The following is a 21,237-nucleotide window of genomic DNA, read 5'->3' on the forward strand; positions in this document are numbered from 1 at the left end:
TGCCCCACCCGTACCCAGCTTCCGCGAACTTACTCGCTCGATATCTTAGGGGGGTTCGTGAACCTCTGTCGACTCACGCCCTTCATCCCATGGTTTCCGTCGGAGTGCGCGGTGCAAAGATCCTTGCTAGACATGACAATGGCTGATCGATGCCACGTCGGATGGCTCCTTGAACATGTGCTGCTGTTCTCGGCGCCCTCGAGCGCCTTCCGGAGGCGTCGGCGCTGCCGCGGTGAGCGCTCCGGCGGCGTGGACGATGGGGTAACGACAGCGGGCACGAACGTCTGCGGCTCGGGAGCCACAGGGATCGCAGCCGGCTGTCGCATTTGCCGGCGCCACGTAAACAGCTGTTGCGGCGACAATCCGTGCCGCCGCGCGACCTCCGATACCACGGCTCCCGGGGCCAGCGTCTCCTCGACGAACCGCGCCTTGTCGTCGGCCGAGAACTGCCGGCGTCGGCCGCTCTCCGTGATGACCTCGACCAGACGAACCGAGGTCCTGGGCTCAAGCATATGTTCAAGCTTAGACACAAGCCGATCTCCAATCAGAGATCGATCATTCCTCGCTCGACGCCTTCAATGGAAGGTGGGACCGAAACAGCGCTTACTGTGCGTGCGTTCCGAGCCGAGAAGCAAGAGCACTGGTTCGCCGGGCTCGAGAGCGCATTCACGACCTTCGGCGGCGTGCCGGAGGAAGCGCTGATGGACAACCCACGCGCGCTCGTGGTGCGCCACGACGCGGTGGGCCGGTCGGTTCAGCTTAACGACAAGCTCATTGCATTCGCGAAGCATTGAGGCTTCCGTCCTCGCGCCTGCGCTCCGTAACGGGCGCACAAAGGGCAAGACGGAGAATGGCGTCGGCTACGTGAAGAAGAACGCAATCGCGGGTCATTCATTTGCGAGCTGGGAGGCGTTCGAGGCGCATCTCGCCAAGTGGGAGCGTGAGGTTGCGAACGTTCGTATCCACGGGACGACCGGCGAGGCGCCGATGATCCGCTTCGCGCGAGACGAAGGGCACCGGTTGAAACCGCTCAGCGGGCAGCCATCGTTCGGATCCTAGCGCGAACTGAGGCGCGTCGTCGGCAACGATTGCGCGGTCGAGATCGATACGAACAGCTACTCTGTACCGTGGCGCCTTATTGCGAGCGCGTGGCGGTAACGGCGGCGGCTGGCGAGGTGCGGGTCCGCCATGGATTGCACCAGGTTGCGGTCCATAAGCAATCGGAGGGGCGCCGGCTGCGGATCGTCGACTCCGCCCATCTCGATAAGGCAGCGAGATCTGACGATCGTCGCTGCTCCTCCAGGGCTTCGGCCATTCGGGTCAAGCCGAGTGCGATCAGCCGTTCATGGGTGGGATGCATCAGCATTGAGATCTCCATGGTTCACTGGAAATAACCCTTACCGCGGATGTTGCGGTGGCGCAGGGGTTGATCGTTGGATGTCTCGTCAAGGAACGCGCGATCAAAGCCGTTCTTGAGAATCGAGTGGATCGAGGCGAGGGAGCGAGCCTTGATGAGGATGCCGCGTCGGCAGGCCGCATCGACGCGCGCATTGTCGTAGCTCCTGGTCAGCGACAGGATGCCGAGGCAGGTACGAAGGCCTTGCTCGGGATGAGGCCTTGCCGCGATGATGCCCTGGAAAAACGCCGCGGCAGAGGGGCCGATCTTCTCGCCGGCCGCGATCAGCCCTCTCGGCATCCACTTACCGTAGCGGCGATGGGCGCTCGGCATATGATCGGCGATCGTGGCATGGCTGCGGCGGTTGGGCGCACGGGCGTGGCTCGCGATCCTCTGACCCCTGTGGAAGATCTCGACGGTCTTGTCGGCGATGCGGACATCGACGAGTTCAGGGATCAGACGGTAAGGGGTAGAATACCAATGGCCGTCGATCTCAACTGGTAGTCAGGGGCGACGCGACAACGCTTCCAGCGCGCAAAGACATACGGCTGGTCCGGCGGTTCTCCCAGCTTGAGACGATCGATCTCGGCGAACAGTTCGGCGCGGCTTGACCCGAAACCGCGCATCTGGCGGGCGTTGAGTACGCCGACCAGGACGTGGATGGCAGCATTCAGTTCCGCCAGGGAAAAGAAGCGCTGATTGCGCAGGCGGGCCAGGATCCAGCGCTGCGCGATCTGGACGGCGACCTCAACCTTCGCCTTGTCCTTTGGTCGCCTTGGCGGCGCCGCCAGGATCGCGGTGCCATAATGGCCGGCCATCTCGGCATAGGTTCGGTTGATTCAGGATCGTAACGATCGGGGTTGGTCACGGCGGCCTTGAGATTATCGCAGACCACGAACTTCGGCACGCCGCCGAGGTACCTGAACAGGTTGGCATGCACGCCGATCCAGTCGGACAGGCTCTCGCTTGGGCACGCCTCGGCGTAGGTGTAGTTCGAGGCCCCCATCGCCGACGACGAACAGCTTCATGGCGCGCACTTCGCCGGTGATGGGATCGAAGATGTCGATGGTGTCGCCGGCGGAATCGACCCGAACACCTTCTCCCCGCCGATGTGGGTCTGACGCATGCTCGGGCGCGCACGCTGCTTCCAGGCCTCGAAGGTCGTGCAAAACCAAGTATAGCCGAAGCCGTCGGGATTGGCGGCGCGATACTCTTCCCACAACAGCAGCCGTGTCACGCTGCGACGGCGCAGTTCCTTCTCCACATAAACCCAATCGGGGGCCGGTCGCCGGTCGCTTTGCGAGGCTGCCGTCGGCGTCGGGAACAGCAGCAGCTCCAGGCGCTCGTCCTCCATGCCCTCCGGCAGCGGCCAGCTCAGCCCGGCAAGGCGGGCACGCCGCCCGTAACCATGGACGACGCCATTGCTCACTCCAACGTCCGCGCGATGAAGCGCTCGGTCAGGCCCTGGCTTCTCTGATCCGGTGCATCGACAATCTCTGGGTAGGCATCAGGCTTCCTCATTGGCTGAATGAGAAATCCGTAGCCCAGTTGAGTTGTCGGCCCCCGGCACCGCCAAAAGGTGCTCACGATCCGTGCTCACGATCGTCTGAAATCCGTGCTCACGATCCCGCGAAACGCGCAACCGACCTGCATAGGGGACGAGGTTGAGACGCTCTGCCTCGAACACCTCCCAGATCGTCTGATCGGCCAGCTCCGGATGGCGATGAGCCTTGGCGTAGGCGATGCATTTGTCGAGCAGCCAGGCGTTTAACTCGTCGAGGTTTTTGAACCGCAGCCGCGGCGTGAAGAAGCGTTCTCGGACCAGCCCGACCTGGTTCTCGACCTGCCCCTTCTCCCAGCCCGACGCTGGCGTACAGGCGACCGGATCGACCAGATAGATGGGGTGATTGCGGTTGCTGCTCGAAAGGCTCAGCCTGGAAGGGAAGCCGGCGAGCCGGTGGCAGCAGGAGCGGGAACATGAAGCACTATGTCGGTCTGGATGTTTCGCTAAAGGAGACGGCTATCTGTGTTGTGGACGAGAATGGCGTCGTCATTCGCGAGGGCAAGGCACTTTCGGAACCGGAGGCTATTGTTGCCTGGCTCAATGAAAGCGGATTGCCCATTGTCAAGATCGGGATTGAGATTGGTGGTCTCGCTCGTTGGCTGTACAGCGAACTGCGTGCTGCCGGCTTACACGCAGTCTGCATCGATCCCCGAAGACTGCGTGGCGTGACTAAGACGATGCCGATTAAGACCGATCGAAACGACGCTCGCGCCATTGCACAGGTAATGCGGGTCGGCTGGTACACCGTTGTTCATACAAGGGTGACGTGAGCCAGGAGCTACGAATGCTTCTCAACAATCGCAAGACGCTTTTGATCAAGCAGATCGATATCGAGAACGAAATTCGCGGCGTCTTACGCGTCTTCGGCTTAAAGCTGTCTGGTCGTATATCTCAAGCGACGTTTGAGCAGCAGACTAATGAACTTACAGATGGCCATCCACGACTCGCGGCGATGCTGCGCCCAATGCTTGTGGCTCGAGCCGCGCTGCGTGAACAGTACGGCGTCCTGCACAAGATGGTACTTGAAATAGTACGCCGCGAACCGACATGTCAGCGGCTCATGACGATACCGGGCGTAGGTGCACTGACGGCAATCACGTTTCTAACAACCATTGATGACCCGGATCGCTTTCAACGCTCCCGCGATGTTGGCGCGCATCTTGGCCTTACGCCACGCAAATACGCATCTGGGGAAACCGATCGGAATGGCGCTATTTCGAGGTGTGGCGATGTGATGCTCAGGACCATACTTTATCAGGCCGCGCTTGCACTTCTAACCCGCACCAAGCGTTGGCCCGCATTGAAGGCTTGGGGTGTAAGGGTGGCCAGGCGACGCGGCCTTCGCCGAGCGGTCGTAGCAGTCGCACGAAAATTAGCGATCGTGATGCATCGGATCTGGGCCGATGGAAGCGAGTTCCGATGGACCCGCGAGGAGGCGACCGCATGATCAATTAGCAATTCAGCGGATCCGCCGAAAAGGCGGGACGACGTCCTGCGAGGACGAGGTCGGGGTGACTGCGCTGCAACCTCTGTGCCTGCAGCACGCGCCTAATAGATAGCAGCTCCCGATCTTCGGACTACCATCGTGAGGCGGCTATGAACGTCGACCTCGTAGACAAGAGCGAGCCTCGCAGGCTGTCGGTAACGAGTTGAACCCTTGTGCCAGCAACCGCAATCAGACAAGTGGCTGCACATCTGCAGGAAGCGGCGATTGTAGAGACGGCCTTTACCGACGAAGATCGTCTCTACGGCGGTATTCATGTTGTCGTAGATGCCGCGGGTGCAGGTGCCTTTGAACAGGGCGAACGCCCGGTCGTGGGCGTCGAACACCATCTCCTGCGTCTCCCGCGGATAGGCCCACACGAACAGCATGCGGCTGTGACAGAGCTGGACATGAGCAGCCTTCACCATCACCGTGGTGCCGCTCAGCAGGACGACCTCGTGGCTCCAGTCGAACTGGTAGGCTTCGCCTGGTGCAAAGCTCAGCGGCACATAGGCCGACGCTGTGGAGGTGCCGCGTTCCTTGCTCCACCCTCGCACGTATCGACGAACCGCATCATAGCCGCCGGCATAACCCAGGCCGCGAAGCTCTTCGAATAGCCGGATCAGCGTCAGCCGTTCCCGCGCCGCCTTGCTCTCATTCCCTGCCAGCAGCCGGTCAAGCTCGGCACTCCAGGCGCCCATCTTCGGGAGTGGCTGCGTCTCGCCCTCATACCGGAACTCCGTCGCTTGAGAACGAATGACCTTGCGAACTTCCGCGATACGCCAAGTTCTCGGCAGATCGCCTTGATCGGACGACCATCAACAAAGTAGGCGCGACGGATCTTACCAATCGTCTCCACCACCAGCATCCCAACCTCGGCTTCCATGACTCGATGGAAGCCACTGTGGACCCTGATCCAGGGGTCCCGCTTGGGCTCTGACGCAATTTTGGTGCAGCTCCGATTATTCTGCGCCAATTAGTCTGGCTTGAAGCAGGTCGATTTTCCCGCGACCGTACATTTGACGTCTAACGAGTTTGAGGCGCGTGATCTGACCCTCAGTCTGCCCATTGGACCAAGGTGAAGTGATCGCCGCCCGCACTGCCGCCTCATCCTTGGCGACACCATTGGCGAACGAAGCTACGAGACTGGCGCGGGCTCGCTCGATCCATGGGGTAAGTCCCGCCTCAATCTTGCGCCGGACCATCAAGCGAAGACTGCGTCTTCCGCTGGCTGAAGATCGGGATGGCGTGACGCGTTTGTCGGCGGCGGAATTGTCGGCGCTGCTTGAGGGGCTTGACTGCCGGTGTGTCCACGCGGCACGGGAGACGATCGTCCCGACGAAAGCCGGATAATTGTGGGCCGCGCGAATCAGGGGCATCGAGCGCATCGTCAAGCTGGCGCGAATATGCGCTGATTGCCGGTGAGCGACAACCTTCCTGATGATCCCGAAACGCTCAAGGCGCTGCCGCTGGCAGCGCTTCACGAGAGCGAGCGGCTGCGCCAGATCATCAAGGAGCTGCAGCGTCATCGCTTTTGGCCGGAAGACCGAGACGCCTCCTGAGAAGCAGATGGTACTCGGTCTAGAGGATGTCCAACAGGTTGCGGCTTGTACGGAAGCCAGCCAGGACGAGACAGCTCCGGAAGGTCGCACCGAACGGGCGCGCAAGCGCCGCAACAATCGCGGGGCACTTCCGGCCCATGTTCCGCGGATCGAGGTCGTCCTCGACCCGACGACAAGATCTGCTCCTCCTGCCAAGGCGGACTGGATCAGATCGGTGAAGACAGGAGCGAGCGGCTGGACATGGTGCTGGCGCAGTTCCGCGTTGTCGTCACCCGACGCCCAAATACGCCTGCCGAGCCTGCGAAGATGGCGCATGCAGGCCGACGCTGGCCCGGCTGATCGAGGGCAGCCTGCCGAGGAAGGCAACCGTCCCCAGGTTCGGTCCGGACCGGAGGATCTATTCCCCGAAATTCGCAGGTTGCTGAAAGCGGTTTATCGCCAGTGCGACCAGTTGTGAGCCAAAATAGCGATCGCACGCAACGCACTAGCCGCTTTCACGAGTGAAGTGATGGGTTTGACGGTGCCGATCTCGTTTATTGGCATGGTGTCTATTCGTCGCAGCAGGCGCGCGAAGCTGCTCAATTGTCTGTTCAGCAGAGCGATGTCGACGTAGTCACCCGGCTCAACACTTAGCAGGTACTGCGGTATGGTGACGAGCGCGATGTTCGGGATGCCTTTGAGGTAGAGCGGCTGGCCTTCGCCGAATTGAATGAGCGCGTTTGGGGCTGACACTCTCGGTCGTTCGTCGGTTGTGCGCCACTCTGATTCGATAAGCGCAGCCAGCTGCGGAGTGGAGGCGTAGAGCAATTCGGGTTCGGGCTTGCCGGTCGGCTCGTAGGCGTCGTTGACAGGATCGTCCCGGTATTCTCGAGCGCCGAGGTGCTCCATCACGAGACCTGCCACCGCGTGGCGATTTCCGGGGCCGCCGGCCCACCACTCTGGGTGATCCCGCAACCAGCGCGAAGTCGCTTGGCCATCGTCAGTGAGCGCCGGAATCCGCAGGTGTCCAGCGGTTAACACGAACACGACGGTGCGCGCCAATGGTTGAGCGACCATCTGCCGGGCGAGTTCGACCAAACCAATGTGACCGTTCTCCTCGAGAATATTGGTACCGTCGCTGTGGCTCACCAATAGCACAGTTTGATGGGCTGCGCTGCGACCTTCTACAACCGCCCATATCGTGCGCATGGTGCTGTCTCGTTCCATCACGGCATCAACGATCAGCGTTCCCTGGCCGCCTCGTGAAGCGGCGGCGAGTACAAAGTCGGCCTCGTCTCCAGCCACGAAGACGGCTGGAATGTTCTGGTAGGGCAACGTGAACGGTAAATACTGTCCTTTGGCGTTGGCGGTGCTTATGCCGCGCCAAGCGAAGATCACCGCTTCGACGCCAGCTCGTCTCGCAGGCGTCAGGCCGAGGCCGGCGAGTGTAGCTGGGATCAGCGGCATAGTGGTCTTGCCCCATGCGCGAGCCCGGTCCCAAGTCTTGACCACCGCACCAAGCGGGAACTCACGATTATGGACCTCGACGACTGCAATTCCTCCGCGAGCTTTAGCCCATCGGGGTATTGGGCCCCGTAATCTATGCAATTGCTTTTCGATCCCTGGGGGGCCGGTCGTGCCGGAATAGGGAAAGACCGAAGAGATCGCTACGTCGCGTCCGTCGATATCGAGACGCAGACTGTTCCGGTTTTCGGCCGCCATGCTCCAACGATCGAAATGCAGAATGTCTTCGTGAACTCGCAGGCCGAAATCGGCCCACTGCTGTTTGACGTGCTCGATAAGTCGATCATGGGACTTTGAGCCGGAGAGTCGGGAGCCAAGCGACTCCAAGTACATCAGCTCGGCGCGGATGGTATCGTGATCCAAGGCAAAGAACTCCATACTGCGGATTTAGGTAGGGAAACGAAATGGTCCCGGAACAAAGTGATACTTGCCTGGGCGGGCAATCTGCCGCCTATGTTCGGGAAGAGGTCGCAACTCGCTCCCACAACATCCATGCGCGCTCGCTGGCGAATCGGATGTATTTCGCGCCGCGAACTGCCAGGCTGTCCACCGCGACGGAATTCAGGACGCACCTTGCCGGATCGCATAAAGGACCGCCGCGAGAACTAGTCTCAGTCCCGGAATAGCTGCCGCACCCTTGCAGGACTTCTCTCACATTTTTCCGGATCGTTTGGTATTATTGCAAGAGGTTGACTGGGCCGCCCTACGCGGCTAGTCGTGTCTTTTCTGCTGTGGTCGATGCGCAATGAAGTAGCAGGTGTCAGCCCGCGTTTAACGTCGAGCAAGGTGAACACGGCGGTTTGCGCGGCGCGAACGGAATATTCCACCGTAAACACGACGTCGTCAGGCATTTCGCAGAATTGGCCGGTGAAGGCGAGATTGCGCGATCCCTTGGGAATGACCTTCGGTCGGTCCGTCCCAGTCCGTGGCATGAACTGGGCCGTGATGTAGGGCATCATCGCGGTCACGACGCGTGAGCTGCCGAGAATGTGCGGAATACTATCCGTAAAGCGCAAGTGCGAAAGCAACTCGATAAGGACCTCACGCCCCGTGCACTCTGACATGGGCCTATGGACGAAGTTACCGGGTTGGTCTGGGAACAGCCCGTAACCCCACCAGACCCAAACATTCTTCGGCTGTTCGAAATAGTGTGGCTGTGCGTTAAGGACAAAGGTCAGAAGCCGATTGGAATTCTTGATCGTGATCAGTCCGCCGTGCCCGGCACTGCTTCCGGTGAAGGCTTCAGGCCGATCGAAGAAGGTCGAATCATCGCCCGTGACCGTGAAGGACTCCCATTTGGATTTGGCAAGACTAGAGACAAAGGCCGCGGGCTGACCGAAGTCCGGGCTTATGCTGGCCAAACGTTCCCATAGCTTCCAAGAGCTGCCGTTTCGCTCTCTGTTCAGAACCGGAACCGTGTCCATTGAGCCGTAGCTGGTGTCGGATGTCATCGACCCGTTCGTGATGAAAACCAGATCTCGCTCCGTCAGATCTATAGCGCGATGCTCTCCGCCCTGCTTGTAGCGTAGGCACGTGGCAGTCTTCTGCCCGTGTTGGATCAAGACATCAATATCGGTGACCTCCGCCCCCTTCTCCAGCCGCACGGCTCGCATCGTCATCCTTCGGATTGCCCGTTGCGTCGAGGCTACCGCCAAAGTGCGCGGTCTCTCCGAACAGCACCACACTGGGGCCCATAAGCCCGCCCTCCTTGATGAGATAGGCCGCAGCCGCCAACGCGGCGATGCCCGTTCCGACCAAATAGGTTCTACGTGGAGCCGCCTGTGGAGGGGGCGCGATAACTGGGGCGCTGGGCACATGAGGTCCTCCGAGAACACAGGTCGTATCGCGTATGTCGATCCGGTGGTCGTCAGTTTCGGGCAATGGGGGGCTCCTGCTCTCCCCACGGTCTTCTTATTTGGATCTCTGACGTTGCGGAGCGTCAAATCGGAGGCATTGGAGGAGTCAAGTAGTCTCCGGCACTCGCAGCAACCATGATTTATTCAGCTTAACCGAGAGCTGTTCGAGTTTTCGCGAATGTGAACCCGCCCGGTGGGCTGACACTCCCACGCGCTTGCCAACGGACCAATGCGACGCATCACAACATAACCCATCGTCGGAGGAGCTGGGCCTACCCCTTTAGGTAGCTGTTGCCGGGACGAAGCGTCGGCAGGACAGCGCCCGCCGCACGCCTTGCTAATCCGCCCCTTACGCTGCTGAAGCCGCAAGGCGTCTACTCCGCGCAAGAGATTATCCAGTTCGTCGGATCGGCAGTTTGTTACCCTGCTGCCCGACAGGGAAACTGCGACCGTTCGGACGTGGCTTTCGAAGCAGCCCGCGATCAACATTCTCGCGAGATCGCGGTGGTGCAAAGACCGCCCCAGGTGAACGGATCGCGGCATCCGTGGTGCAGCCGACCTCCAGAGACAATAAATTGTTTAGCCCTGATCGATTCAAAGAAAGCATTTCGGGCGGAATGATCGATCGACGGCGATCTTGTCGCTGATCAGGATCGTCAAGGGGCCGCCGCTTCAGCTCCCGCGTCAGAATCCGCATCGATGTCGATCGGAACCGTCGGCCCCACAAACGACTGCTGGGCCGCCGCGCATGGTCCGTCGGCAAAGACGCGCCGTGCCTGACAGGGCGTTGCGCCAATTGAATTCAAACGGTCGGTCGCAGCACTCTGAGTTGGAAGTTGCTCAAGTCCGGAACCTCGAGTGAAAACTTGTTCGGGACCTCCTGGCGATCTCGTCAAGCAGCTTGCGCGCGTCGATAGGCGAGCCGGGCCCCTTCGCCCTTAATGGCGGCAGGCGCCACCGTCGACATCGACGACGGTGCTCGTCTGCTCGTTGCCGCGCCTGATGAGTGGGCACCAGCGTGCCCACTGTCACGCTGACACTCCATCATCGCTCGTTTCAAAATGTGCGGACCCGGTTCTGTACCAAAAGTAGTAGGTTCGTTGTCCGCGGTTCTCAGCTAGGTGACTATAGCCCTTCTGTGAGTAGTGAGAGCCGGCTCCGCAAAAACAGGTCGATAAGTGGAGTTTCTGCCTGACAGCGGGCACGCTGATGCCTGCAAATCAGGAGCGACGATGAGCAGAAGAGCACGCTGGAACCACACACCGGCCTTCAAGGCGAAGGTGGCGCTTGCCGCCGTCAAGGGCGACCGGACGATAGCTCAGCTGGCCGAGCACTTTGACGTCCACCCCAATCAGATCACGGCGTGGAAGGCGCAGCTGGGGGGTAGCGCTTCCGGAGTTTCTGGACCTGGCGGCGCTGCGCCGGCTACGCCTGGGATCGATGTGAAGTCGCTGCATGCCAAGATCGGGGAGCTGACGCTGGAGAACGATTCCTAAGAAACGGCACCCAGCTCCCGGTTCCAAGGGGTGCAGGACAAAGCCGAATGCCTTGGCACGTCGGTGCAAATTGTTGATCACTCGCGTCCGATAGCGTGTCTCATAGGACGAGGCCCCGGGATCGACGTAGTCCATTCCGTGACGCACAGCGTTATAGAACAGGACTGCTTATCTTGCGGACCGTCGCGGTGACTGCTTTGGCCTTGCCAATGCCGGACGACAGTCTTCTATAAAAGGCCCCGAGCGCGGTATCAGTGCGTCCGACGGTTACGGCAGCAAGGCAGCAGAAGAGCTGCGGCCCGGCCGCCGGATCGGCGCGTTCGGGACGAGAGCATTTTGTCTCCGGAGACCTTATTGCTCGGTGCCAACCCCAGCCAGGAGGTAAAATGTTTTGCACTTGGCCACGAGGCAAGGTCGTCGCCGCATTCTGCGATCAGCTTCAGCGAGAGGTAAGGACCGAGGCCGTCGATGGCGGTGACGTCCTTTCCGAGCAGCGCAAACAACGACGCGCGGACGTCGAAAGCCAGAGCGTTCGCTTGATCGGTTCTGTTCCGACGCCGCGAGACCGGCGGCGCTGATCCATGATCATGATCCCTATGGATAGTGAGTTCCTTCAACACAGCTTCGATTCGGGAATCGCAGGCAGATGCCAATACGCGTCGTAAAGGGCGAGTGCCTGATCGAGTGCAAACAGATGCTCCGCGCGGAAGCTTCCGGTGAGCGCCTTCGCGATCGTCTCGACACTGGAATGGCAACTGTAGTGGCGCAAGCACGCCAGCGTCTCAGGATCGCGCTCACCGGCAAGGATCGCGCGAATGATGCGCAGGCCAGTCGCGCCCGTGATGTCGGCCACAACGTGGTGGAGTTGAAGATTCATCTCCGTCAATGCTTTTTGCATATGCTGGATGTGTGAGGCGGCGTACTCCAGCAGACGTTCGCGCTGACGCACGTAGGCACGCAGCTCCGCAATCTGCCCTTTGGGCCGAAAACTCGCCCGCAGCAATCCGAACGAATGGAGCCGCTGCGGCCATTGCGCATCGCTGGCGTCGGTCTTGCGCCCCGGTACGTGCTTGGCATCGCGCGCGTTGACAAGAAACACGGCAAATCCTCGTGCATCGAGAAGCTCAAAGATCGGAATCCAGTAGACGCTGGTTGATTCCATCACGACGGTCTCGACTCCGCACTCCACAAACCACCTTACCAGTTGATCGAGATCAGTCGTGAATGTGCCAAAACTGTGTACTGGCTCAAGTGCGTGATCAGGTCCTACGGCAGCCATGTGCATAGTCGCACCAACATCTATGGCAGCCGCATTCGGGTGCACCATGGGCATGGTACGGTCGACCTTGGACTTCGACTCCTTGCGGTACATCTGCAATCCTCCTGCTGACAGAGAAGGGCTGAGCTGCGCAATTGATCAGATTCCTAAACGGGATCGCCTTTGCGGCGTCACCACTCTCAAGTCCGCAACAGCTCATGGACCAGGTTGTTTGACGGGGTTAAATGCCACCAAAATCGTATCGGCCGCTCCCTTCCGAACGCAGTCTATCGCCAATTCGTTTCTACCCCACAGGGGGCGTGCAGCGCCAAGATCAGTTTTTGCGATGATCGACGGCGGGCTCGATCTATCGATCACCAGGCAGGCGGGACTTCTGCAGATCAGACGCGGCAGCGTCTATTACCTGCCGCGCCCAGTGCCGAACGCCGATCTCGCGATCATGCAACGCCTCGACCGGCTGCATCTGGAGTTTCCCTTCGCCGGTTCGCGACTGCTGCGAGGCCTGCTAGCTGCCGAGGGGTGCAAGATCGGCCGCCGGCATGTCAAAACGCTGATGCGGCGGAAGGGAATAGAGGCGCTCTACGCGTCGTCCACTCATGCGGATAGCCCATGGTCTTTGGCCCTGTCATACGCCAGCGATACCAGCCAGGCCTTGGCCTCAGGCGTGTCGCGGACGATCATCGAAGGCCACCAGCGTGCCATCGGCCAGTGCTCGCGCCACACAGCGCTGATTCAACCCGGTCCACCGCAGGTTTCATGGAATCGCTCGTATAATTGGCGTGGTTACGTTTGCGAACGGGGTTATAATAGATTTACGAGATGCGGTAGTGGCCATCTCGCTTCTGCATCTGGACGATGACGTCGGCAGAAGCAGCAGCAGCGAGCGGATATCGTCGCGATGAAGGTCAGGGCCTTCGCGCTTTCCTTTCACCAACAAGGTCAGTTGCTCGAAGGCGAGCCGGGCCTGTCGGCATGGACCGTTGTGATGGACCCGGACATTCGGAGTTCACATTCCTCAAATAGAAGAACGCCGTCCCATCGCGAAGGTCCTGCAGCAGGAGCCGATCTGGCCGTATCCGCAAGCTATAGCGCGACAATCTGGATGGGAAGCGCGCGACAATCAGGATGGCGAGTTGGTGTCGCGGCGAGGTGATGATTGCCGCGATGATTGTCGCGCGCAAGAGTTTTGTTCGCTTTGGTTGTCGCGGAGCGTCAATCAGCGAGTGTTTTTGGTGTCGCGTGCGAGGATGGTCGCCCTGGACCACGCTTCCGCTCGAGCGCGGTGCGCCTGCGATAGCTTTCGACGTTCATCTCGACGATGGTGGCGTGGTGAACGAGGCGATCGATGGCGGCGAGCGTCATAGCAGGATCCGGGAAGACCCTGTTCCACTCTCCAAAGGGCTGATTGGCGGTGATCAGCATGGAACGCCACTCGTAGCGTGCGCTGATGAGCTCGAACAGCACGCTGGTCTCGGCCTGGTCCTTGGTGACGTAGGCAAGATCATCGCAGATCAGCAGGTCGAAGCGATCGAGGCGGTTGATGGCGGCCTCGAGATTGAGGTCGCGCCGCGCCACCTGGAGCTTCTGGACGAGATCGGTGGTGCGGGTGAAGAGGACGCGCCATCCGTTCTCGATAAGGGCCAGGCCGATGGCTGCCGCCAAGTGGCTCTTGCCGCCGCCAGGCGGGCCGAACAGCAGCAGATGGCGCCCTTGCCGAGCCAACCGTCGCCGGCGGCGAGCGCGGTCACCTGCGCCTTGGAGATCATCGGCACAGCCTCGAAGTCGAAGTTGTCGAAGGTCTTTCCAGCGGGCAGCCGCGCCTCGACGAGATGGCGCTCGACGCGGCGGCGGCCGCGTTCGGCGATCTCGTGCTCGGCAATGGTGGCGAGGAAGCGGGCCGCCGGCCAGCCTTCCTTGTCGGACCGCTCGGCAAATTGCGGCCACAGCACCTTGATGGCTGGCAGCCGCAACTCGTTGAGCAACAGATTGAGGCGCGCGGTGTCGATGGTGTTGGCCGTGCTCATGCGGCACCTCCGATCTCGCCGGCTCCGATGAGGCACTCATAGGTGGCGAGTGGTGCGAGCTGCACCACGACGTGCGGCACGCAGGCCGGATCGGGCGCGAAGTAAGCGCACAGCCGGTTGAGGTCGGGCAGTTGGCCGGCATCAAGGTCGGTCGCGAGATAATCGGCGAGTTCGGCCTCGCAGCCGCGCTCATGGGCCAGTGCGAGCAGATCGACCATGATCCGGCAGGCTTTCTTGTCCGGCAGCCGTTCGCGCAAGCAATCGAAGGTTCGGCGATAGGCATCGCGCGGGAACAGCCGATCACGGTAGACGAGATTGAGCAGTGCCATTGGCTTGCGCCTCAAGGAATGGATCACGTGCCGATAATCGACGACCTGGTCGTGCTTGCCGTTGGGATGTGGCCGCCCACGCGGCAGGGTGACGAGATGGGTGCCGCCGACGAACACGTCGAGACGATCGTCGTAAAGGCGCGCCCGCAGTTGGTGCCCGATCAAACGCGACGGCACGGTGTAGAACACCTTGCGCAAGGTGAAGCCGCCGCTTGACGTCACGCGGACAATCACCTCCTCGTAGTCCGAGGTGCGGCGATCTGGCAACGCCTGCAGGATGGCGCGCTCGTGGTCGATCCGCTTGGCGTTGCGGGCATTGCGGCGGCTGACGATCTCGTCGATGAAGCCGCGATAGGCGGCGAGATCATCGAAGTCGGCAGTGCCGCGCAACAGCAGCGCATCGGCATCGTCCGCTTGAGATGGCCATGCGAGCTCTCGATCGCCCCGTTCTCGTGGGCGATGCCGCGATTGTTGCGGGAAGGCCGCATGCCGTAGTGAGCGCAGAGGTCCTCGTACCGCCTGGTCAGATCGTCCCTCGCATTGCGATCGAGATTGCAGAAGGCGGCCGACAGACTGTCGGTCCGATGCTGCCGCGGTGCCCCACCGAGCGACCACAGGGCATTCTGCAGCCCTTCGGCCAATGCGACGAAGCTCTCGCCACCGAGCACGACATGGGCGTGTTCAAACCGGCAATAGGCCAACCGGAAGTGATAGAGGCGATGATCGAGCGGCACGCCCGCGATGGTGACCCCAAGCTCGCCCATATCGGTGAAGTCGGAGAGGCCGACCTGGCCCACGTCGTGGGTCTGGCGGAAGATGACCTCCTGCTCCGCGCCATGGATTGCTCGCCAGGCGCGGATCCGGCGCTCCAGGGTGCGGCGGATTCCGGCCGCCAGCTCAGGATGGCGTCGGAGTATCTCCTCGAAGATAGCCACGGGCCGCACGCCGGGAGCCGCCTTCAGCATCGGCACGACCTCCAGGTTGAAGACGTTGGCCAAGGGATCCGGCCGGCGCCTTTGCCGCGGTGACTTCTTTTGCGACGGAAGACGCAGATCCTTCTCGAGCCGATAGGCGGTCGACGAACTGAACGACACCTTCGCGGCCGCCACTGGCGGCGAAGTGGTTTGACGGAACTTCATGTAGAGCCTCATCTGGTGATCGGTGACATGGCAGCCTGGCAACGGGTGATTCCTCTTTGGCGAGAAGAACCATCCATCACCGGCCAGCCGCGATCACCAGACGGCGCGGTCCGCTCGGATCGCGCCGTCGCCGGGCTCGTAACTCCGGTCGAGCTACGCCCTCCCTGCGTCACGAGCCCGGCGAAGCTCTCTCATCCTGATTGACGCTGCACTTCCATCCTGATTGCCGCGCCGCATGCGCGGCATGGAGATCACGCGACCGAACCAGGTCTGGGCGATGGACTGAAATGGACCCCGGTTTTGGGACCAGAGGCTAAGTTGGAAAAGGGCCGCTCCGTTTGATAGACGGAGGGCATGATGACGAAGAAGACGAGACGGAAAATCGACGCGGCACTGAAGGCGAAGATTGCGCTGGAGGCGGTGCGGGAGCAGGCGACGGTGACCGAGCTGGCTCAGTGCTATGAGGTGCACCCGAACCAGATCTATGCGTGGAAGAAACAACTTCTGGAACAGGCGGCGCGGGCCTTTGACGCGGGTGTCGGGCGGGAGAGCGAGGAAACGCGCGAACGCGAGATCGAAAAGCTGCACGCCAAGATTGGGCAATTGACGGTGGAGCGCGATTTTTTAGCACGGAGGTCCGGAAGATGAGCACACCGGACCGTCGAGAAATGCTCGATCGCGCCGACCAGGCGCTGTCGATCCGCCGGCAATGCATGTTGCTTGGCATCGCGCGCTCTGGGGTCTACCGGCCGCCACGGCCGGCTAACGACAACGACCTCGCCCTGATGCAGCGGCTCGACGAGCTGTTCACCGCCTGGCCATTCCTAGGCTCGCGGCGAATGATCGCGATGCTGAAGACTGAGGGGCTTCAGGTCAATCGCAAGCGTGTGCAGCGGTTGATGCGCAAGATGGGCATCGCGGCGCTGGGACCGAAGCCGAACACGACAAAGCCGGCGCCGGGCCACAAGATCTATCCCTATCTGCTGCGCAACATGACGATCGACCGGCCGAACCAGGCGTGGGCGGCCGACATCACGTATCTGCCCATCGGGCGCGGCTTTCTCTATCTCGTCGCGATCATCGACTGGGCGAGCCGTGCGGTTCTGGCGTGGCGGCTGTCGAACACGATGGACGTCTCGTTCTGCGTGGCGGCTTTGGAAGAGGCGCTGGCGAAGTACGGCACGCCGGAGATTTTCAACACCGACCAGGGCAGCCAGTTCACCAGCACGGCCTTCACCGGCGCGCTGGCGGGCGCAGGGATCAAGATCTCGATGGATGGCCGCGGCCGCTGGATGGACAACGTCTTCATCGAGCGGCTGTGGCGGTCGCTTAAGCATGAGGATATCTATCTCAAGGGCTATGCCGACGGCCGCGAGGCCAAAGCAGGGATCGCAAACTGGATCGCCTTCTACAACAATCGCCGCCTTCATCAGGCGCTCGGCTATCGCGCGCCGATGGCGGTCTGGCGCGAACGGATGCGCACCGCGAAGGCTGTGGACATGGTGGACAACGCTGACGCGTTGACCACATGCCCACAGCAACAGCAGCAGACAGAATCTCTGGCAGCGTGATAGAAAGTGATCAGGAGCGGTCAGTTTACAACTAACAAACCGGCTCAAGTGGTCCCGTTCCGCGGGTCCATTTCAAGCGGTCTTTGCCCGAGCGCTCATGCGCATCGGTCACTCGCGTGACCACCTCCAGCAGCCGATCGGCATCGTCGAAGAATTCGACCGGTCCGTAGGCATGCACAGCGACATAGTTCCACGTCGGTACGACCTCGCCTCTTTCGTGCTTGGTCACGTACCAGGAGGGGCTGATATAGGCCTGCGGCCCAGCGAAAATGGCCATCGCCTCGCCAGTCGGTGCCAGCTTCCACTGCGGATTCGCACGCGCCATGTGCGCGTAAATCGTGCCCATGGAGCCTTCGCGCTCGTCGAGTACTACGGGCAGCATCGTTCCAACAAGTCCCTCGTGAGTGGCGGTGATCAGTGTCGCCGCGCGCGCATCGCGCATCATCCGATGAAGGTCGGCGATATCGACAACTTGGAAGCAGGGCGGCGTGTACATCGACGAAGTTCCCCGGCGGCCCGATGGAAAGCCGGGCGACTCATGATTTCAGCTTTGGTACACCTCATGCTGGATCACAAAAACAATCAGTTTTGGTGGCTAGTTTTCATTCCTCCGCGCGCACTAGACCGCTGGGGGCGGCAAATCCATGATGCGCCAAAAGTGCAGATAAAAAGAGCGCGTTTGCAATCTGGTCCAGCCGTTGGCTTCCACGCGGCGCTTGCAGACGGATTCGGCTCTTCATGGCGATGACTGCAGCACATGAGCAGCTTCACCTCAGGGCCATGAGTGGCACGACCAGAATTGCCCGGCCTATCTATTTCCCGCGCGATGCGACTATCATGCACAACGCGTTCTGGTGCTGGCGGGAAATGCCGAAGAGTTGAAGCGCCTCCCGCCGGTTCAGCGAAACTTCACGAGTGACGGCCCATTCGCCCAGGCCAACGTGTTGCAGCCTTCAGTATTCTGGAACTGCCAAGCTTATCTCGATCAAACGGTCGCTTGTTCAACCCAGATCCATCGCAGCTGGTACGAAGCCTGCGGCCGCACACTTCGGCTGTGGTGTAGCATGGCTCCGATATTCCGATCCTGCCTTATTGAGGACGATCTGATGGCGTTAACGCCGCCCGCTGATGACCTATTCCAGTTCAGCATTTGGGTTCGAGAGTCCCAGTCCTCGCGCGGATTCTCCGGGTAACAGAGAGAGCATGTGCCTATGAAGGACACGATGAAGCACATCACGCGTTCGTTGCGCGTGCTCGGACTTGCTGTCGTCCTCGGCGTCTCTTCCGTGCTCGGATCGAACAATGTGCGATCGGAAGCCCTCAAAGGCTTTGGCTTTGGAGCGGCGGGCGGCCTTGGAGGCGAGGTAGTTCAGGTCAGATCAACCAAAGATCTGAACTATGAGCTGTGTCGTTCGTACAGCTTCGGGTACTGCGATGACAATAGTCCGCGCGAGATCCAGGTAATCGGAACCATAGACTTTACCGATACGGAAGGGCGGGGCGAGGGGCAGGGTTGCCAATATGGCCGTGCTTGTTCGGCACCTTACAAGCGTGAATCTCTTCTTCTTATGGATGGCAACGACGCGCATTGCGATGGCAAGGAGAGGACGTTGGTCGGCTTCGACAGGGCCGGCAAGCGCCCGCTGGAAATTGGTTCAAACAAGACAGTGATCGGCGTTGGCCCGAGCGCTACAATCAAAGGGAAGGGACTGCGTCTGAATGGCGTCAGCAACGTCGTTGTTCGCAACCTGACCATCAGTGATATCAATGAAGGCGTAATATTTGCCGGCGATGCTATTGCAATTGCACGAGCCGACCTGGTTTGGATCGACCACAACCGATTTCGTAACATCGGGCGGCAGATGATTGCCGGCGGCTTTGGCCCTACAACGAATATTACGATTTCCTGGAACGACTTCGATGGCAGCGATACCTTTTCCTCCTATTGTAACGGGGAGCACTATTGGAATCTTCTGTTTCTTGGTGTCCCGCAGACGATCACCATCGCAAATAACTATTTCCATGAGATCTCGGGGCGGGCGCCGCACATCGAGGGGGCGCAGGCCAATATTCATCTCGTTAACAATTACTTCCACAACACGAATGCGCAACAGAGCGGCGGATTCTTCCATGCGGTGGATGCTGGATCATCTGTGCAAGCACTGATCGAGGGTAATTACTTTGACAATATTGAAATACCTGTAAAGACTGGTAGTGGACATATCTTTGGCTTCTTAGGCGAACCCAGCGGGACCGTGCGGAACATCTGCCTTACCGTGCTCGGACGTCGCTGCATCGAGAACATCGCGACCCCAGTGCCGCAGATCAATGGCTTTCGTCTGGATGAAACCGTAATTCAATCGTTTGGAGCTCTTCCAAGGTCATCTATTGCTCTTCCATTTCGAGCGGATGATGTTCCGGCCGTGATCACGGCCGGGGCAGGCCCCGGACACCTTGAGAGCCGGTGATGGCTCGTTCGCAGACGCGGCTCGAGACTTGGCCGATTGCCGCAAACAGTTGAGCGGAAGGCGCATACTGGACGAGAACGGCACGCACGGCTGGCTGCCCGACGTTGCACGAGGACCGTATGGCCATTCTCTTCGGGTGCCGAACGGTACAATTCCTGTCGGTTATGCGCCCTATGCCTTTCACCGCCGACCCAGGCGCTCGTCTCAAATTGTTGCGTCCGGTTTTTGGCGGGTTCGGGTTGGAAAGAGGAGGGGAGGCGGCATCGAATTCCTGGCAACTGTTCGAATTATCATCCGATCAGCTACTGACGGACCTTCACAGCTCCGTTTTCCGACTGGCATGGTGCTTGCTCGAAAGTACCCGTAGCGCGAGGTTCGCCTCCGAAACCGAGTGACATGCGCCCTCGTCTGCTTGAAGAATCCGCAACGCTTGGAAAAGTTCGCAATGAAAGAAACGGCTTCGATCGAGAGGGTCATTCCACTGACTGACGTCGTCAAGCGCGCAGCGCGCATCGGTGTTGAAATCAGAAATGTCAAGCTCTCGGGTGATCTACCGAGCCAAACCATCGCTGCGATCAACAGCTTGCTGCTCGAACACAAGGTGATCTTCTTCCGCGATCAGGGTCATCTTGATGACGCGGAGCAGGAGCGCTTTGCTGCTTGTTTGGGAAGGCTGGTGCCGCATCCGACGCTCGGTACCATCAATGGAACGACCTCGATCATCGAGCTTGATTCCGCGCGCGGAGGTAGTCGGGCTGATGTATGGCACGCCGATGGAACGTTTCTCGCGGCCTATCCCAAACTTGCGGTCCTGCGAGCCGTTGTGATCCCATCGTCCGGTGGCGATACGATTTGGTCGAACGCTGTGGCCACTATCTGGATTTGCCGCGGCCGCTCCAACGGCTTGCCGACGAGCTCTGGACCGTTCACAGCAACGCCTTCGACTACGCCGGGACCTGCCGTGTTCGCGAAATCGACCAGAAGCATTTTGATGAGGTCTTTACCAAAACAATCTATGAGACCGAGCATCCGGTGGTCCGTGTACATCCCGAGACCGGCGAGCGTGCGCTGGTGCTCGGCGATGTGGTGCAAAGGTTTATTGATATCCCAAAGCGCGACGGTCAGAGGCTGTTCGATCTATTCCAGTCCCATATCACGGCGCCCGAAAACACCGTACGCTGGAGCTGGAAAGAAGGCGATGTCGCGATTTGGGATAACCGCGCAACGCAGCATTATGCGGTCAACGATTACGGTGACCAGCATCGCGTCGTTCATCGTGCCACAATCGATGGTGACGCGCCCGTCAGCGTCGACGGTCGATGCAGTGTAACGCGCCTCAAGACGACGAAGCCCCCGTCCACGAAGGTTGCCTAGCAGCTCGGCACATTCACCGATAATGCACTGCTCTTATCGCATGTTTGCGCGAATAGATGTTTGCGAAGAGAAGTTCACCGAGCAAAACGCTGCGCGCAATTGGATGGGAGGGGTTAAGGCGCGCCGTAGACTCGAGAGGCGACCTCCTTGCTGAAGTGAGACGGCGAAGCTCATCGTAAGCGTAGCGCTGCGG

The 21,237-nt window shown here is 60.3% G+C and carries 9 protein-coding genes and 14 pseudogenes; 10 read left to right on the forward strand and 13 right to left on the reverse strand.

Features of this window, described 5'->3' with window-relative positions:
- Nucleotides 1-29 precede the first annotated feature (29 nt).
- Nucleotides 30-485, reverse strand: coding sequence for an IS66-like element accessory protein TnpA (gene tnpA / locus AB7245_RS07670; protein ID WP_439035718.1), 456 nt, complete (start codon nucleotides 483-485; stop codon nucleotides 30-32).
- On the opposite strand from tnpA, the gene AB7245_RS07675 reads away from it, so the two are divergent.
- The 3 genes from AB7245_RS07675 (at nucleotide 366) to AB7245_RS07685 (ending at nucleotide 1,158) form a co-directional block, all read left to right on the forward strand.
- On the forward strand, nucleotides 366-794 hold the full coding sequence (locus AB7245_RS07675) for a hypothetical protein (protein ID WP_439035786.1): 429 nt from the start codon (nucleotides 366-368) through the stop codon (nucleotides 792-794). The two genes, tnpA and AB7245_RS07675, sit on opposite strands and share 120 nt — an antisense overlap.
- Before the next feature lie 70 nt (nucleotides 795-864).
- The gene (locus tag AB7245_RS07680) at nucleotides 865-1,059 is read left to right on the forward strand and encodes a hypothetical protein (RefSeq protein ID WP_439034120.1); all 195 of its coding nucleotides are present in this window, start codon (nucleotides 865-867) and stop codon (nucleotides 1,057-1,059) included.
- 6 nt (nucleotides 1,060-1,065) lie between these two features.
- Nucleotides 1,066-1,158 carry a Mu transposase domain-containing protein gene (locus AB7245_RS07685; RefSeq protein WP_439035719.1) on the forward strand — a complete coding sequence of 31 codons (93 nt, stop codon included), beginning with the start codon at nucleotides 1,066-1,068 and terminating at the stop codon, nucleotides 1,156-1,158.
- 223 nt (nucleotides 1,159-1,381) lie between these two features.
- On the opposite strand, the pseudogene istA (AB7245_RS07690) reads toward AB7245_RS07685, so the two are convergent.
- Together istA (AB7245_RS07690) and AB7245_RS07695 are read right to left on the reverse strand one after the other, a co-directional pair.
- Nucleotides 1,382-2,904: pseudogene (istA, locus tag AB7245_RS07690) on the reverse strand (IS21 family transposase).
- A 134-nt stretch (nucleotides 2,905-3,038) separates the two neighbouring features.
- A pseudogene (locus AB7245_RS07695) lies at nucleotides 3,039-3,293 on the reverse strand (IS21 family transposase); the annotation flags it as partial.
- A gap of 80 nt (nucleotides 3,294-3,373) precedes the next feature.
- On the opposite strand from AB7245_RS07695, the pseudogene AB7245_RS07700 reads away from it, so the two are divergent.
- Nucleotides 3,374-4,407 (forward strand): annotated as a pseudogene (locus tag AB7245_RS07700) (IS110 family transposase).
- Between the two features lie 206 nt (nucleotides 4,408-4,613).
- Here the strand turns inward: AB7245_RS07700 and istA (AB7245_RS07705) are convergent.
- Together istA (AB7245_RS07705) and AB7245_RS07710 are read right to left on the reverse strand one after the other, a co-directional pair.
- A pseudogene (istA, locus tag AB7245_RS07705) lies at nucleotides 4,614-5,311 on the reverse strand (IS21 family transposase); the annotation flags it as partial.
- A 94-nt stretch (nucleotides 5,312-5,405) separates the two neighbouring features.
- A pseudogene (locus tag AB7245_RS07710) lies at nucleotides 5,406-5,648 on the reverse strand (transposase); the annotation flags it as partial.
- A gap of 216 nt (nucleotides 5,649-5,864) precedes the next feature.
- Between AB7245_RS07710 and AB7245_RS07715 the strand changes: the two are divergent.
- Nucleotides 5,865-6,376: pseudogene (locus tag AB7245_RS07715) on the forward strand (IS66 family transposase zinc-finger binding domain-containing protein); the annotation flags it as partial.
- A gap of 61 nt (nucleotides 6,377-6,437) precedes the next feature.
- On the opposite strand, the gene AB7245_RS07720 reads toward AB7245_RS07715, so the two are convergent.
- The 3 genes from AB7245_RS07720 to AB7245_RS07730 all read right to left on the reverse strand — a co-directional run bounded on the left by AB7245_RS07720 (nucleotide 6,438) and on the right by AB7245_RS07730 (nucleotide 9,323).
- Nucleotides 6,438-7,871 carry a hypothetical protein gene (locus AB7245_RS07720; protein ID WP_439034121.1) on the reverse strand — a complete coding sequence of 478 codons (1,434 nt, stop codon included), beginning with the start codon at nucleotides 7,869-7,871 and terminating at the stop codon, nucleotides 6,438-6,440.
- Between the two features lie 248 nt (nucleotides 7,872-8,119).
- A complete protein-coding gene (locus AB7245_RS07725; RefSeq protein ID WP_439034122.1) occupies nucleotides 8,120-9,127 on the reverse strand; it encodes an oleate hydratase in 1,008 nt (335 codons plus the stop codon).
- Nucleotides 9,075-9,323 (reverse strand): oleate hydratase, encoded by a 249-nt coding sequence (locus AB7245_RS07730; RefSeq protein ID WP_439035720.1) that lies wholly within the window; start codon nucleotides 9,321-9,323, stop codon nucleotides 9,075-9,077. The genes AB7245_RS07725 and AB7245_RS07730 overlap by 53 nt, the downstream gene beginning before the upstream one ends.
- A gap of 1,273 nt (nucleotides 9,324-10,596) precedes the next feature.
- On the opposite strand from AB7245_RS07730, the pseudogene AB7245_RS07735 reads away from it, so the two are divergent.
- Nucleotides 10,597-10,854, forward strand: a pseudogene (locus AB7245_RS07735) (transposase); the annotation flags it as partial.
- A gap of 21 nt (nucleotides 10,855-10,875) precedes the next feature.
- Here AB7245_RS07735 and AB7245_RS07740 read toward each other — a convergent pair.
- Nucleotides 10,876-12,232: pseudogene (locus AB7245_RS07740) on the reverse strand (IS110 family transposase); the annotation flags it as partial.
- A 223-nt stretch (nucleotides 12,233-12,455) separates the two neighbouring features.
- On the opposite strand from AB7245_RS07740, the pseudogene AB7245_RS07745 reads away from it, so the two are divergent.
- Nucleotides 12,456-12,722: pseudogene (locus tag AB7245_RS07745) on the forward strand (IS3 family transposase); the annotation flags it as partial.
- Between the two features lie 229 nt (nucleotides 12,723-12,951).
- Here the strand turns inward: AB7245_RS07745 and AB7245_RS07750 are convergent.
- The 3 pseudogenes from AB7245_RS07750 to istA (AB7245_RS07760) all read right to left on the reverse strand — a co-directional run.
- Nucleotides 12,952-13,221: pseudogene (locus tag AB7245_RS07750) on the reverse strand (P-type DNA transfer ATPase VirB11); the annotation flags it as partial.
- Nucleotides 13,222-13,351: 130 nt separating this feature from the next.
- Nucleotides 13,352-14,163 (reverse strand): annotated as a pseudogene (gene istB, locus AB7245_RS07755) (IS21-like element helper ATPase IstB).
- Nucleotides 14,160-15,673 (reverse strand): annotated as a pseudogene (gene istA, locus AB7245_RS07760) (IS21 family transposase). The pseudogenes istB and istA (AB7245_RS07760) overlap by 4 nt, the downstream one beginning before the upstream one ends.
- A 315-nt stretch (nucleotides 15,674-15,988) precedes the next feature.
- Between istA (AB7245_RS07760) and AB7245_RS07765 the strand changes: the two are divergent.
- Nucleotides 15,989-17,202, forward strand: a protein-coding gene (locus AB7245_RS07765; protein ID WP_425364335.1) for an IS3 family transposase whose coding sequence is annotated in 2 segments (ribosomal slippage) — nucleotides 15,989-16,265 and nucleotides 16,265-17,202 — 1,215 coding nt in all. Because the reading frame shifts where the segments join, the coding sequence is not laid out codon by codon here.
- 82 nt (nucleotides 17,203-17,284) lie between these two features.
- Here the strand turns inward: AB7245_RS07765 and AB7245_RS07770 are convergent.
- Nucleotides 17,285-17,698: pseudogene (locus AB7245_RS07770) on the reverse strand (FMN-binding negative transcriptional regulator); the annotation flags it as partial.
- Between the two features lie 727 nt (nucleotides 17,699-18,425).
- Here AB7245_RS07770 and AB7245_RS07775 point away from each other — a divergent pair.
- Nucleotides 18,426-19,670 (forward strand): pectate lyase family protein, encoded by a 1,245-nt coding sequence (locus AB7245_RS07775; RefSeq protein WP_439034123.1) that lies wholly within the window; start codon nucleotides 18,426-18,428, stop codon nucleotides 19,668-19,670.
- A 445-nt stretch (nucleotides 19,671-20,115) separates the two neighbouring features.
- A pseudogene (locus tag AB7245_RS07780) lies at nucleotides 20,116-21,044 on the forward strand (TauD/TfdA dioxygenase family protein).
- The last annotated feature ends 193 nt before the right edge of the window (nucleotides 21,045-21,237 follow it).

Source organism: Bradyrhizobium sp. 604_D8_N2_3 (genome assembly GCF_051810765.1).
Taxonomy (GTDB): domain Bacteria; phylum Pseudomonadota; class Alphaproteobacteria; order Rhizobiales; family Xanthobacteraceae; genus Bradyrhizobium; species Bradyrhizobium barranii.

What these genes read in the sequence shown, in the direction of transcription:
- AB7245_RS07725 (WP_439034122.1), bottom strand. Translation starts at nt 9,127, where the DNA reads ATGACGATGCGAGCCGTGCGGCTGGAGAAGGGGGCGGAGGTCACCGAT.
- AB7245_RS07775 (WP_439034123.1), top strand. Translation starts at nt 18,426, where the DNA reads ATGAAGCACATCACGCGTTCGTTGCGCGTGCTCGGACTTGCTGTCGTC.